Annotated in this window: 10 protein-coding genes; 3 read left to right on the top strand and 7 right to left on the bottom strand. The window is 57.8% G+C overall.

Annotated elements, in window-relative coordinates:
• The first annotated feature begins 370 nt into the window (after positions 1-370).
• Together acs and A3730_RS22035 are read left to right on the top strand one after the other, a co-directional pair.
• Positions 371-2,320, top strand: a complete 1,950-nt coding sequence (gene acs / locus A3730_RS22040) for an acetate--CoA ligase (protein ID WP_063538950.1) — start codon at positions 371-373, stop codon at positions 2,318-2,320.
• A 148-nt stretch (positions 2,321-2,468) separates the two neighbouring features.
• On the top strand, positions 2,469-3,119 hold the full coding sequence (locus A3730_RS22035) for a response regulator transcription factor (protein WP_063521235.1): 651 nt from the start codon (positions 2,469-2,471) through the stop codon (positions 3,117-3,119).
• Between the two features lie 260 nt (positions 3,120-3,379).
• Here the strand turns inward: A3730_RS22035 and A3730_RS22030 are convergent, their stop codons facing one another.
• The 6 genes from A3730_RS22030 to A3730_RS22005 form a co-directional block, all read right to left on the bottom strand.
• Positions 3,380-6,847, bottom strand: a complete 3,468-nt coding sequence (locus A3730_RS22030) for a hybrid sensor histidine kinase/response regulator (protein WP_063521234.1) — start codon at positions 6,845-6,847, stop codon at positions 3,380-3,382.
• 94 nt (positions 6,848-6,941) lie between these two features.
• Complete coding sequence (locus tag A3730_RS22025; RefSeq protein ID WP_063521233.1) at positions 6,942-7,157, bottom strand: hypothetical protein; 216 nt, start codon at positions 7,155-7,157, stop codon at positions 6,942-6,944.
• A gap of 35 nt (positions 7,158-7,192) precedes the next feature.
• A complete protein-coding gene (locus tag A3730_RS22020) occupies positions 7,193-7,846 on the bottom strand; it encodes a 3'-5' exonuclease (RefSeq protein WP_063520352.1) in 654 nt (217 codons plus the stop codon).
• 2 nt (positions 7,847-7,848) lie between these two features.
• Complete coding sequence (locus A3730_RS22015; RefSeq protein WP_063520353.1) at positions 7,849-9,660, bottom strand: DUF294 nucleotidyltransferase-like domain-containing protein; 1,812 nt, start codon at positions 9,658-9,660, stop codon at positions 7,849-7,851.
• Between the two features lie 93 nt (positions 9,661-9,753).
• A complete protein-coding gene (locus A3730_RS22010) occupies positions 9,754-11,550 on the bottom strand; it encodes a sodium:solute symporter family protein (protein WP_063538948.1) in 1,797 nt (598 codons plus the stop codon).
• 43 nt (positions 11,551-11,593) lie between these two features.
• Entirely contained in the window at positions 11,594-11,851 is a 258-nt protein-coding gene (locus tag A3730_RS22005; protein WP_063519707.1) for a DUF4212 domain-containing protein, read from the bottom strand.
• Between the two features lie 288 nt (positions 11,852-12,139).
• On the opposite strand from A3730_RS22005, the gene A3730_RS22000 reads away from it, so the two are divergent.
• Complete coding sequence (locus tag A3730_RS22000; protein ID WP_082872491.1) at positions 12,140-13,138, top strand: MBL fold metallo-hydrolase; 999 nt, start codon at positions 12,140-12,142, stop codon at positions 13,136-13,138.
• Here the strand turns inward: A3730_RS22000 and A3730_RS21995 are convergent.
• Entirely contained in the window at positions 13,098-14,045 is a 948-nt protein-coding gene (locus A3730_RS21995) for a tRNA-dihydrouridine synthase (protein WP_197468621.1), read from the bottom strand. The genes A3730_RS22000 and A3730_RS21995 overlap by 41 nt on opposite strands.
• Positions 14,046-14,462 lie beyond the last annotated feature (417 nt).

The raw sequence follows: 14,462 nt of genomic DNA, 5'->3' as shown, positions 1-14,462 counted from the left end.
CCTCTTATTGTCATCAACACGAAAGTGACTCCGATTGACAGCTTGCTGAGCGTTTTGCCAACACTCTATTAGCCATAGGTCGAAGGTGATTAAACACCAGAGGCTCGACGCACAATGCCTGACAAGGAAAACCTGAGTAATGACAAGGTTTCTGCCTACTGAATACCGCACGATGCCCGCATCGCTTCCCACAGAAGCGGGATAAACCTGAAGTCATGCCTTGGCGGTTTTCCTTGTTGCCTGGAGCGGGTTGTATGTTGCACCTCTAATACCAAGGTCTAATTCAGCCCGCCCCCCTGTTTTTGCACACTCTTGGCATTCATTTCTGCTCCACTTTTCTGGTGAGCACTTTTCGAGTGAGGGAAGTCCCATGGAAACGGGCCTGCGTATGCCGGTTAAAGAGGCATTAAAAGACCGCTGCTGGATTGACGGCAATGATTACCATGCGTTGTACCAACAGAGCCTGGATGACAGCGTTGGCTTCTGGCGCCGACAGGCACAGCGGATCGACTGGCAGCACTTCCCCCAACAGATTCGCGACACCCATTTCAGCCCCGCTGATCTGCACATTCGCTGGTTTCATGATGGTGAGCTGAATGCCGCAGAAAACTGTATAGATCGCCACCTGGCCACCAACAGAGACGGCATAGCACTACTGTGGGAACCGGACTCTCCGGACCAGGATCGCCGGCAGATCACCTATCAGCAGTTACACCAACATGTCGGCAAGCTGGCCAACACCCTCAAACAGCAGGGCATTGGCAAAGGTGACCGGGTGATGATTTACATGCCCATGATTCCCGAAGCGGTATTCGCCATGCTCGCCTGCGCCCGCATCGGCGCCATTCATTCGGTGGTGTTCGCCGGCTTTTCTCCGGACGCCCTGGCGGGCCGCATCGCCGATTGCGGTGCCAAAATGGTGATCACCGCAGACGGCGGGCGTCGCGGCGGCAAGATCGTACCGCTAAAAGATAACGTGGATGCGGCCCTGGAACAGGCCGGCACCGACAGCGTCGACAAGGTACTGGTGGTCAACCATGTGGGCTGCGATAGCCACTGGTTTGCGCAACGGGATCTGGATTTTCATGAACAGCTGGCACGCAGTGACGTCGACTGCCCTGCCGAGCCCATGAATGCGGAAGATCCGTTATTCATCCTCTATACCTCCGGCTCCACCGGCCAGCCAAAAGGTGTGCTGCACACCACCGGCGGCTATATGGTCTATGCCTCATTAACCCACCAGCTGGCCTTCGATTATCACCCGGGACAAGTGTACTGGTGCACCGCGGATGTGGGCTGGATTACCGGCCATACCTATCTGGTCTATGGTCCGCTTGCCAACGGCGCCACCTGCGTCATGTTCGAAGGGGTACCCAACTACCCGGACGATCAGCGAGTCGGTGAGATTATTGACCGCTACAATATCGACATTCTTTATACCGCTCCCACCGCCATCCGCGCACTGATGGCCGGCGGCGAGCATTGCTGTGCCAACAGCCGGCGCGACAGTCTGCGCATCCTGGCCACAGCCGGGGAACCCATCAACCCGGCCGCCTGGCACTGGTTCCACGACCAGCTGGGTAACGGCCAGGCGGCTGTGGTCGACACCTGGTGGCAGACAGAAACCGGCGGCATCATGATCTGCCCTCTGCCCGGTGCCATTGAAGCCAAACCCGGTGCTGCCACCTTGCCCTTTTTCGGTGTCCAGCCGGCACTGGTGGATAACGACGGCAAGCTGCTGCACGGCGCTGCAGAGGGCAACCTGGTCATCGCCGATAGCTGGCCCGGCCAGGCCCGCACCTTGTGGGGCGATCACCCGCGTTTTGTGCAAACCTACTTCACCAGCTTCCCCGGTTATTACTGCACCGGTGACGGAGCACGCCGTGACGAAGACGGCTACTACTGGATTACCGGGCGCGTGGACGATGTCATCAATGTGTCCGGCCACCGCATGGGCACCGCGGAAGTGGAAAGCGCCCTGGTCTCACACCCCAAGGTGTGCGAAGCCGCCGTCGTCGGTTATCCCCATAACATCAAGGGCCAGGGCATTTATGTCTATGTGACCCTGAATGATGGCGAGCACACCAGCGATGCCCTGCATGACGAATTACGCCAGTGGGTGCGCCGGGAAATCGGCCCCATCGCCACTCCCGATCTGATTCACTTTACCCACGGACTACCGAAAACCCGGTCCGGCAAAATCATGCGCCGTATTTTGCGCAAGGTGGCGGCCAACGAACACGACAGCCTGGGCGACATCTCCACCTTGGCTGACCCGGCAGTGGTCGCCAACCTGGTCGAGACACGGCTGAACCGTTGATACAGACGTCACTTGAAACCGCATACGCTGATGAAACATGGATGTTTTCTGTGTTTCCTTTCCACATGCTGCCCTCCCCGGGCAGCATCTTTTTTTCATTCCCATCTTTTTTTGGGCTCTTTGCACGCAACATGCTTAAATCAGAGTCATGACAACCATACTGATTGCCGATGATCACCCCCTGTTCCGTGCGGCCCTGATACAGGCTGTAGAGGCCAGTTTTCCCGGCGCCACCATCCACGAAGCCGACTCGCTCGCCACCCTGGAGGTACTGGGCCAGCAAGCCATCCCCTTCGATGTCATTCTTCTGGATTTACACATGCCCGGCACCCACGGTTTTTCGGGGCTGGTGTACCTTCGCGAGCAATACCGGAAAGTCCCGGTGGTGGTAATTTCAGCCACCGAAGATGTGGACGTGATACAGCGGGCCATTCACTTTGGTGCCGACGGCTTTATTCCCAAATCCACTTCCGTGGACACCATGACCGATGCCATGCGCAAGATCATGGACGGCGAACGCTGGCTACCGGAAAAAGCCCGCCGCGCCATGCCCCCGACCCTGCCCGACCACTCCGCCATGAGCGAGCGCATTGCCAGCCTGACCCCGCAGCAATTCCGGGTGATGGGCATGCTGATGGAAGGCATGCAGAACAAGGTAATCGCCTACGAACTGGATGTGTCGGAAGCCACGGTGAAAGCCCACATGACGGCCATTTTTCGCAAGCTGGGCGTACGCAACCGCACCCAGGCGGTACTGGCCCTCAAGGACCTGGCCATCGAGCCTCCCGGCCTGGACTAACCCGCAAGAGCTTGATGGAGAGCGACTTGCTGCAGAAGTGTTGGGGGCGCGCCAGGCCAGAGTGTCGAGTTGCGAGAAACGAGTTTCGAAATACAAACCGTAACCAGAGGGAAAGCCCGGTGATTTTCGCTTCTCGCTTCTCGCTTCTCGTTTCTCGTTACTTGAAACTGAGGCTATCGCTTCACCAGCGACGCTCCTGCCGCGATAAAATAACTATCCGGGTCGAAATTTCCCAATTCCATCAAACGGCTGCCCGCAGCTTACAAAAGCCCTTCCAGCGTTCGCTGCAGGATGGCTTCGGAAATCGGTTTTTGCAGGAAGCCTACACCTTGCTCTTCAGCTCTGGCGCGCACTTCCGGGCGTCGGTCTGCGGTCATCAGTACGGCAGGAATGACGTCTTCCCAGCAATGATCCAGCGCTTCAATCACGTCAAACCCGTCTTCATGATCCAGCTGAAAATCCACCAGCAATACATCCGGCACCCAGCTTTGTGCCGCTTTCTCCCGTGCTTCCTGCAGGCCGCTGGCCGCGACCACCTCGCAACCCAGGGTTTGCAGGGCCGCCACCAGGCTCGCCAGCAGCGCGGAATCATTATCCACACAGAAAACGCGCACGCCCTGGATATCCCGACGCTCGCGCAACGGCTCATTCTGCAGCAATGGCGGCACATCCCCTGTGGACAGCGGCAGCGTTACGCTGAAAACGGTGCCTTTATCCGGCCAGGAGCGGACGGTTAAGGCATGGCCCAACAAACGACAAATCCGGTCGGCAATGGCCAGCCCCAACCCCAGACCTTTTACCTCACGATTATGCAGCTGAGGCAGACGATGGAACTCCCGGAAGATCTGTTCATGCTGATCACCGGGAATCCCCGGCCCGGTATCCCACACATCAATGCGCACGGCATTGTGCAGCCGGCGCGCACCGAACAGGATGCGCCCTGAATCCGTATACCGAACCGCATTGGACAGCAGGTTCTGCAATACCCGTCGCAACAATACTTCATCGCTGTCCACCACCGCACTGCATGACACCGCTCGCAACGTCAGCCCTTGCGCGCTGGCCAGCGCAGAAAACTCCTGACCCAGCGGCGTCATCAATGACGACAAACGCAAGGGATGGATGTGCGTCGCCATGGTGCCGGTATCCAGTTTGCTGATTTCCAGTAACGCAGAGATAATTTGTTCCGCTGCTTGCAGGGAACTGTCGATATGTCCGAGCACCTGTACCTCATGGTCGAACTGGCCCTTTTCCTGGTTACGCAACTGCTGACGCAACGATGAAGCAAACAACTGCGCGGCATTCAAAGGCTGCATCAGGTCATGGCCAGCGGCCGCCAGGAAACGGGTTTTCCCTTCATTGGCCTGTGCCAGTTTGGCATTCAGCTCCGACAGTTTCCGGGTACGCTCCGAGACCATCTGCTCCAGATTTTCATTGATCTGGCGAAGTGCTTTTTCATCGTGTTTGCGTTCGGTGATGTCCATATACGTACTGACAAAACCGCCGCCCACCATAGGCGTGCCACGCACCTCCACCACGATGCCATTGGGCAGTTCCCGCTCGAACTGATGCGCATACCCTTCGCGTAATAATTGCACCCGCCGCGTCACGTTTTCTTCCATATTTTCGCCGTCGTAATAACCCCGTTCGGCGTTATAGCGATACACATCGGCGATGGAGCGCCCCAACCGAATCAACCCGTCCGGATAATCAAACAGCTTTACGTAGGCCTGATTCCAGGCCACCACCTGCATATCCCGGTCCACCACGCAGATGCCCTGGCTAATGGTTTCAATGGTGGTGCGCAGCAACTGATGGTTGAACTGAATCAGCTCGGAGGCTTCGTCCATCATCCGCACCACATCATCGTGGCGGCCATTCTGTTTGCGCAGCAACGAACTCATCACAATGCGTGCGGTGGAGGCCCCCATGGTGCCCGCCAGCAGCCGCTCCACATATCGCACCAGATGCAGGGGCGCCGGCAATTCCAATTCTTCCGACACCCCACGCCGGCGCATGTAATCGAAGAACAAAGGTTCCGCCCGTGGATGTCCCAACCCGCGCTTGCAGACTTCCAGCAATTCGATGGTGGTAATGGAGGGGTGCCCCATACCTTCGCGCCACCAGTCCGTGGGCATATCCACAAACCGGGCGGCCTGGGTTTCATCCAGGGCATCATGGTTGGCCCGGCGGGAATAGTAGATAAACGCGGCCAGATTCACGGACACCGACCAGAACACACCATGGGTTAGAGGCTCCAGCCCTTCGATGCCGAACATGGCATGGGGACGTAGCAGGCCCAGGCCGAACAGCCCCTGGGTATTGAGCACGGTCACCCACTCCACGGGCAGAATCACCGGCGCCAGCAGGCAGTAAAACCACACCACAAACCCCAGCGCCAGGCCGATGAACGCCCCCTGCTTATGGCCATTGCGCCAGTACAGGGCACCGATCAGTGATGGCGCGAACTGGGCCACGGCGGCAAACGACAGCAGCCCGATACTGGCAAGGCCGTCGAACCGGTCGATCAGCGTATGGAAGGCAAACGCCAGCCCCAGCAACACCAGAATGCTGGCCCGGCGCAGAAAGCGCAGTTGCGTGCTGAGATCCGGCAGCTGATCCTTTTCATTGAGCCGCGACTGCAACCACATGGGCAGCAGCACTTCGTTGGTCAACATAATGGCCAGCGCCATGGTGGAGACAATCACCATGCCAGTGGCCGCCGCAATCCCGCCAATAAACGACAGCATCAGCATGCCGTGATTGGCCTGGGCCATGGGCAACGACAACATGTAAGTGTCTGCATGACCGATCAGGTAGGGCTGGGTAATCACGCCGGCAATCACGATCGGCAGAACAAAAATCGCAAACAGCGCCAGGTAAAACGGAAACAACCAGCGCGTGGTGCGCAAATGGCGCAGGTCATTGTTTTCTACCACACCGGCATGGAACTGACGGGGCAGACAGAGAATCGCCACCATGGAAAGCAATAATGAAGTGACGAAACTTTGCGAAAACAGGGTCGGTTCAAAACTCTGCATGACATCGCTGCGCTCGCTCAGCTGCTGCCACATATCCACCGGGCCATCAAAAATGGCATACAGGCAATACAAGCCCAGCCCGACAAACGCCACCACCTTGATAAAGGATTCAAAACTCACCGCCAGCATCAAGCCGGATTGGTGCTCGGTGGTATCGATATGCCGGGTACCGAACAGCAAGGTGAAAATAGCCATCAGTGCAGCGACCACCAGTGCCGTATCCACCTGGCCCGGCGCAGATTCCTCCAGCACATAATCAAACGACAGGGTGACGGCTTTTAGCTGTAAGGCGATGTAGGGCAACACCCCGACAATGGCCACCAGGGTGACCAGCACAGCCAGGCGCCGGGACTTCCCGTAGCGGGCGGCCAGGAAATCGGCAATGGAGGTAATGTGTTGCTGCTGGGCCACCGACACCATCTTGTAGATCAGTGAACCGCCCAGTAAGACGGTAATGATCGGCCCCAGATAAATAGGCAGGTAGTTCCAGCCGTTCTGGGCCGCTTCACCAACCGCGCCGTAGAACGTCCAGGAAGTGCAATAAACCCCCAACCCCAGGCTGTACACCCAGGCATTGTGGAAGGTCTTGCGGCCCTGTCGGGCAGCCCGATCGCCCCACCAGGCGATAACAAACAACACCAACACATAAGCCAGCGCCAACGCACCCAATTGCCACAGTGAAAACACCGCCTCTCCCCGTTGGTTAAAGCAAATCAGGAATCGCTTATCGTGCGTTTACCTGTTGCGTGGAGCATGCTGCCTGTTACGACTCCTGTTGAGCTTATAGCAGCGCCTGGACAAAGCGTAGCACCACGGCTACCAGTAAAAGGGCAATGCCACCGCGTTGCAGTTTGAACTCCACCACATTGAGTGCCATGGTCCGTCGCCAGAACATCACCAGCCCCTGACCATCACCGGTCCGGCGCCAGTAGCGAAAATAGGCGTACAGAACCAGGCAGAGGCCCACTATCAGCGCTATTTTTTCTGCATAGAACATCAGCTCTTCCTTCCTTTTTCACAGCCGCCAGCGGCTTAATTTAATGTGGATTTCTGCAGCTGCAGGTACATCAGCGCACTGGTCACCGCATCTCCCCGGGCGGTGTGACGTTCCATCACCGGCACCTGCAAGGCGCTGGCCATGGCATCAAAGCGCAGGTCGGGAGTCACGTCCGGCTGCCAGTAGCGCATTTTCTTTTGATACAGTGCAGATAACTCGATGATGTCATTGGGTAAATCAAACCCCATTAGCGGGCGCAAATACCGATTGATCATGGCCACATCAAAAGCCACACACCAGCCCACCAGCGGTCGGTTGCCAACCAGTGCCAGCAGGGCATCCAGCGCATCACGCACACTTTCACCGCCTTCCAGATCCACCGGCCGCAACCGGTGAATGCGGATCGTGTCCTCCTTGAGGCTTTCCGGTGGCATCAGTTTCACATCCAGGCTCTGGCTGCTCAGCACCCGCCCATCTTTTATGACCACCGCGGCAATAGACACCAATTCAGCGGTGCGACTGTCCAGCCCGGTGGTTTCGCAATCAATGGCCACTACCTGATCGCCGTCATAGGGAGCAAACAGGTGCGCATAGGGGCCCTGCCCATGGCGGCACCGGTCACGGAATCGGCGCCATTTGCAACCGGGCCACTGCGACAACATGCTTTTCCAGCTCCAGTCACGGTTCATGTTCAATATTCCAAGTGGAAACGGCGCGACAAACGTTGCTTGAACTCGCTGACCAGATGCAACGCATCCCGCAGCAAATCCCTTTCCAGCGAAGATAGCTGCTGAACCACGATATGATTGTCCTCCACTGTTTCGTCTTCGCCCTGCAATTTGGCCAGTTGCCGGGACAACCGCAGCTCACTGAACAATTCCATGGCCTCCCCCAGGTCTTCAGCAAAGCCGGGCTCCATGGCGCCGGCGGCCACCAGCTTATCCAGACGCGCCAGGGTCGAGGTTTCCCGAATCCGGCACTGCAACGCCATGGCTCGCACGCCATGCACCAACGGGAACAGGGCGCCTTTTTTGATATCAATGCCATGCTGGGGCTTCTTCAGCGAGCCGAACAGGTTCAGCGGCGTGGCAAACTGCAGGACCGGGCGGGCAAAGTGGGCCATCAGTAATTGATCATCACTGCACCGTGAAAACAGGGTATCGCGCACGGTTTCCAGCAGCCCGGGATCACCGGCGACGGCGTGTGCATCGGTAAGGATTGTCAGGTTCAGCAGACCTTTCCCGCCAGGATCCCCGGCCCATTCCTGCACGCGCTGCTGCCAACGCGACACCGGCCCGGTCCACTGCGGATTGGAGACCATTACGTTCCCCGGGCAGGGCGGATAACCCAACGACAGCAGGGTGCGGGTAAAGCGCTGCATATCCTGATCACAGCCTGACCACTGCTGGTGCTCGCCCAAAATCAGGCCGTTATCCTGATCCGTCTTCAGTATCTGCTCACCACGCCCTTCGCTGCCCATCACCATCAGGCAGGCCCGCTGCTGGTCGGCGGGCACCACCATTTCATAGGCCTTGCTCATCAAGCGGCCGTTGAGCGCAGCCAGCAAATCCATGGCGAACCGCATTTTTACCCCCTGGGCCATCAGCGTATCCACCAGATCGGGCAGGCGGGCGCTGGCCAGTTGCAACGCCTCCAGCGTATCCGCTTTCTCAATTTCCAGCCCCACCACATAGGAGCGACTGGAAAAGAAGCTGAGCACATCGGTGAGCTCCACCACCCCCACAGCAACGCCCTTTTCCATGACCACCACCCGCGCCACCTTGTGCCGGGTCATCCGGGTCAAGGCCGCGAACAGGTAATCGCCCGGACCGGCGGTAACCAGCTCCGTTTCCGCCACCTCAGCCAAACGGGTATCCGGCGATTGATTGCTCATCACCAGCGCGGTCAGCAGATCGGTCTTGGTGACAATGGCGTAATGCTGTTGATGCTCAATCAGCACGCTGTCCACACCGTGCTGTTTCAAGGCAGACACAGCATCCCGTACGGTGGCCTGTTTCGGCATGATCAGGGGCGCGCGCATGCATTCTTCAACCCTGGCCAGCATGAAACCCGCCAGGGTCACGCCCCCTTCCCGGCGCTCTGCCAGGCGCTGGTTTTTCTCCGCCAGCCGCTGGCTGAAATAACGGCCGAACTCCACTTCGCTTTCACACAGCTCGCGAAACAGTCCTGCCGGGATCAGGTAGCACAGTGTCTGCTGCTCGGCACGAAACCGGTAACGGCTTTGCCCATTCAGTACACTAATCGCCCCGAATAAATCGCCGGCGGCATAAACCCCCACCTGGCGACGGCCATCCGGCGCGTTCACGTCCAGCTCTGCCACGCTGCCCTTGTGCACGAGAAAGACAGAATCGCTGGTACTGGCCGCGTCGAGAATAATGTCATCCGGCTCGTAATAGGCCAGATCGGTTCCTTCTTGCAAACGGCGGCGACCGGCTTCGCCAAGCTGGCTGAACGGATACTGATTCAGTTCCTGTTCGATCATTCGGTTAACTCCGCCATTGCGTCTTTGCTGTCATTATTAAACGCAAAAACCGGTACGGGGAAAGCCCCGCACCGGTTCCTGTGTTACCCGTGCTCAGTGTGCAGACGCTTCACCGGCACCTCGCGGAATACGGATGTCTTCCACAATGTGCTGGATATGCTCAGGAGGCGGCGCGGTCACTCGCGATACCGCGAAGGCCACAGCAAAGTTGAGAATCATCCCGAACGTTCCGATACCTTCAGGCGACACGCCCAGCAACCAGTGTTCTGCATTGTTCAGCTCTGGCGAGACAAATTTGAAGAACACGATGTAGCTGAAGGTGAAGATCAGCCCAACCAGCATGCCGGCAATCGCCCCTTCCTTGTTCATGCGCTTGTAGAAAATGCCCATGAGGATCACCGGGAAGAAGCTGGCAGCGGCAAGGCCAAAGGCAAATGCCACCACCTGGGCCACAAAGCCGGGCGGATTGATGCCAAAGTAACCGGCAATGACAATCGCCACCACCGCCGCTCCCCGAGCCGCCAACAACTCCTGTTTCTCATTGATGCCCGGCATCAGGGTTTTCTTTAGCAGGTCATGGGAGATGGCACTGGATATCACCAGCAACAGCCCCGCTGCCGTGGACAGTGCTGCCGCCACCCCACCGGCCGCCACCAGGGCGATCACCCAGGCAGGCAGATTGCCGATTTCCGGGTTAGCCAACACGATGATGTCGCGGTCGATATACACTTCCGAGGCGTTATCCGTGGGGGCATTGGTCAACACCCGCTCCCCATAGCTGCCCTTGGTTTCTTCACGGCTGCCGGCATAGGTCGGCTTGCCTTCGAAGGGTGCTCCGGCGCGCATCTGCACGGCACCGTCACCGTTCTTGTCCACCCAGCCGATCAACCCGGAGTTTTCCCAGTTATAGAACCATTCCGGCAGTTCGGTGTATTGGGTTTCGTTCACGGTGTCGATCAAGTTGAGCCGTGCGAATGCGCCCACCGCCGGTGCAGAGGTGTACAGCAAGGCGATAAAGAACAACGCCCAGCCGGCACTGATACGGGCATCTTTCACCCGGGGTACGGTAAAGAAACGCACGATCACGTGGGGCAGGCCCGCAGTACCGCACATCAATGCCGCAGCAATAAAGAACACATCAATGGTGGATTTTGAGCCTTCTGTGTATTCGGTAAAGCCCAGATCGGTCACTACCTGGTCCAGTTTGTGCAGCAGATACACCCCGCTGTCACCACCGGCTGCATCCAGTACCGTGCCACCAAAACCGGTTTGTGGAAGAACATGCCCGGTCATCATGATGGACAGGAAAACCGCCGGCACCAGGAAGGCAAAGATCAGCACGCAATACTGCGCTACCTGGGTGTAGGTAATCCCTTTCATGCCACCAAGCACAGCGTAGAAAAACACGATGGCCATACCGATCACTACACCGGTATTCACATTCACTTCCAGGAAGCGGGCAAACACGATGCCGGTACCGCGCATCTGCCCGGCCACATAGGTAAAGGACACGAAGATTACGCAGATCACCGCTACCGTTCTTGCCACGTTGGAGTAATAGCGATCACCAATGAAATCCGGCACCGTAAACTTGCCGAACTTGCGCAGGTAAGGTGCCAATAACATGGCCAGTAGTACATAGCCCCCGGTCCACCCCATCAGGTACACCGACGCATCGTAACCGGAGTAGGCAATAATCCCGGCCATGGAAATAAACGAGGCTGCCGACATCCAGTCGGCTGCGGTGGCGGCGCCGTTCGCTATCGGGGAAACCCCGCCACCGGCCACGTAAAAATCTTTGGTCGACCCGGCCCGTGACCAGATCGCAATCCCGATGTAGAGCGCAAACGAACCGCCTACAAAGAGATAAGTGAGTGTCTGAATATCCATAGGATGTCTCTCTTTATCGGACTCTTTATCTGCTTTTCAGCGGTTAGTCTTCGTGGACGTCAAATTTACGGTCCAGCTTGTTCATGGAGTGCGCGTACATGACGATCAGCACCAGGAACACGTAGATGGCTCCCTGTTGCGCAAACCAGAAGCCCAGCTTGAAACCGAAGAATTGGATTTGATTGAGTTCATCCACCAGCAAAATGCCGCAGCCATAGGAGACAGCGAACCAGACAGCCAGGTAGGTCAAAATCAATCGCAGGTTAGCGGCCCAGTAGGCGCGGGCGTTTTCTTCTTTCATTACTCGTCCCTCTGCGTCATCAGGAAATCAGGCCACCCCCTTTTCAGGCAGACAAGGGATAGGCTCGAGCTCCAGACTAGCCAAAGGGCCATGGCAACACAGTATGACTTTAGTCGAAGCCGGGACGGGTTCAGGCTCTGACGGGCCAGCGCTATCCATGCCGGCAAAATCCGCTCCCGACCTGTGCAGCTGCGTAATTTCCGTTAAACTGGCAGGTCTTGGCCTGTGCGACACCACTACGCAGGCAGGGATTGACGCGTCGTCGAAAAGAACAACCATGGATAGACAATGAAAATAGCGCGATGGATTTCCAGCGCTTTGCTGCTTGTGATCTTGTGCGGCGTATTGCTGCTGACCTTTACCCCCAGCCTGGAACGCTGGCCCATCGCCTCGCCGCAACCGGCTCCCGCTCCGGGGCAGGTGACGCTGACCTACCTGGGCACCAGCACCATCCTGATCAGCGATGGCAGCACCCATTTGCTCACCGACGGCTATTTTTCCCGGGTATCCATTCCCCAACTGCTGTTTACCCGACTAAAGCCCGATGAGCAGCGCATTGATCAGGCCTTGGAACAGGCCGGGATTACCTCGCTGGACGCATTACTGGTGCTGCACTCCCATTTCGACCACGCCATGGATGTGGCCGTGGTGGCACAGAAAACCGGGGCACAACTGCTGGGCTCCACCTCCACCGCCATGGTGGGCCGCGGCGGGGAACTACCGGAATCGCGAATCACCACGATTGAAACGCATCATCCCTATCAATTTGGTCAATTCACCGTGCGGTTCGTCCCTGCCAGCCATGTGCCACTACCCGCCGCCGTGGAGGCGATGACCGGCAAGGGCGACATTCCAGCACCGGTGGTTCCCCCTGCACGGGTAGGTGCCTGGGAAGAGGGCCAAAGTTATGGTGTGGTTATCAGCCACCCCAACGGGTCCGTGTTGATTCAGGGAAGTTCAGGGGCAGCCCCCGGCGCACTGGATGCCTACCAGGCCGACTATGCACTGCTGGCCAGCGCCAGCCTGGGCAAACAATCTGACCACTATCAGCAGTCATTCATGGAGGAAACCGCCAAGGCGGTGGGCGCACACACCGTGATACCGGTGCACTGGGATGATTTTTTCAGTGAACTCACGCCTGACGTGAAGCCTCTCCCCTGGGGGCTGGACAATATGCATGACTCGTTTCATGCGCTGGCGGATCGGCACGAAGGCGACTTCCTTGTCTTGCCACCCTTTCAACGCTTTACGTTAAAGGCACAAAGTCAGCCAGAATCCGGGCAATAACCTCGGGCCGGGTTTCGCGTTTCAGCTGCTCAAGCAATTGCGCCGCCTGGGGCCAGCGCCGGCGCAGGTAACTCAACCACTGTTTTATGCGTCCGGCCAATTGCGCATCAGTGCCGGTACCCGCCACATCCACCCAAAACTGCTGCAGTATCGGCAAGATAGCATTCCAGTCAGACTCCGCGCCATGACGCAACACGGAGACCAGACGGGGGTCGGCCACAGCGCCGCGCCCGAGCATGAGATCCTCACAACCACTTTCCAGGCGGGCGCGGGCCGCATCGTCCGCAGTCCAGATCTCACCATTGGCGATCACCGGAATCGATACCACCTCACGGATGTGCCCGATACGATCCCAGAAGGCCGGCGGTTTATACCCCTGGCGCTTGGTGCGCCCGTGTACCGTCAGCCAGGCAGCACCGGCTTCCACCACCGCCCGTGCATTATCCAGCGCCCGGCCATCATCTTCATTCCCCAGGCGCATTTTCACGGACACGGGCACATTGGCCGGCACGGCCTCACGTACCGCCGCCGTCACCGCATGCACCACCTCTGGCTCATCAAGCAACACGGCACCACCACGATGGCGGTTCACGGTTTTCGCCGGGCAACCAAAGTTCAAATCAATCGCCGGCGCCCCAAGTGACACTGCACGTACCGCATTTTCCGCCATGCAGTCAGGCTCGGAGCCCAGCAGCTGAAGATGCACAGGCGTGCCCGCCCGGGTGCGCGCGCCAAGCTTTAACTCGGGGCACCAGCGATAAAACACCTTCGGCGGCAACAGCAGCCCGCTGACACGGACAAACTCACTGACACACCAATCGTAGTCGCCCACATCCGTTAATGCCTGGCGAACCCAAAAATCCGCCAGGCCCTCCATGGGGGCCAAAATCAATTTCATGGCGCGCATTCTAGGCTACTGCAACGTTGCCGAATACGAGTAATTGCGGGCAAAAATCCATTCAACCTTTCTCCTTCTCCACCACGAACCACACCACAAAACATCCGGCTTTTCTTGCAATAACGGTGTTCATTTGCCACGGTAAATAACAATTTGCGCAAGAATGGACGCTACTCGGGGGCACTCGCACGCCGGAAAATCGGTAGCTGGCGCCCCTGGCAACGTGAGGGAACGCAATGAAAAAAGCATCATTCGCGAGCGCCATCGACACGGCATCACCATGTTTTTTCCTGCATGGTTAACGCCGCCAACGCCTTATCGGGAAGGCGCAAGAGGGTACACTGCCGAGAAAGTCTGTCACCTTTTCTCCGGGTTACCGAGTGTTCCATCTCCACGCACCCACCGTCAGTTGCGTGCGTTTTTCTT

The organism is Alcanivorax sp. HI0044, from assembly GCF_001634945.1.
Note: the sequence above shows the minus strand (reverse complement) of the source record. Positions and strands in the feature narration are given on the sequence as shown.

Bases quoted from the DNA above. Each gene is read 5' to 3' on its own strand.
- acs (WP_063538950.1), top strand. From the start codon at position 371: ATGGAAACGGGCCTGCGTATGCCGGTTAAAGAGGCATTAAAAGACCGC.
- A3730_RS22035 (WP_063521235.1), top strand. From the start codon at position 2,469: ATGACAACCATACTGATTGCCGATGATCACCCCCTGTTCCGTGCGGCC.
- A3730_RS22025 (WP_063521233.1), bottom strand. From the start codon at position 7,157: ATGTTCTATGCAGAAAAAATAGCGCTGATAGTGGGCCTCTGCCTGGTT.
- A3730_RS22020 (WP_063520352.1), bottom strand. From the start codon at position 7,846: ATGAACCGTGACTGGAGCTGGAAAAGCATGTTGTCGCAGTGGCCCGGT.
- A3730_RS22015 (WP_063520353.1), bottom strand. From the start codon at position 9,660: ATGATCGAACAGGAACTGAATCAGTATCCGTTCAGCCAGCTTGGCGAA.
- A3730_RS22010 (WP_063538948.1), bottom strand. From the start codon at position 11,550: ATGGATATTCAGACACTCACTTATCTCTTTGTAGGCGGTTCGTTTGCG.
- A3730_RS22005 (WP_063519707.1), bottom strand. From the start codon at position 11,851: ATGAAAGAAGAAAACGCCCGCGCCTACTGGGCCGCTAACCTGCGATTG.
- A3730_RS22000 (WP_082872491.1), top strand. From the start codon at position 12,140: ATGAAAATAGCGCGATGGATTTCCAGCGCTTTGCTGCTTGTGATCTTG.
- A3730_RS21995 (WP_197468621.1), bottom strand. From the start codon at position 14,045: ATGCGCGCCATGAAATTGATTTTGGCCCCCATGGAGGGCCTGGCGGAT.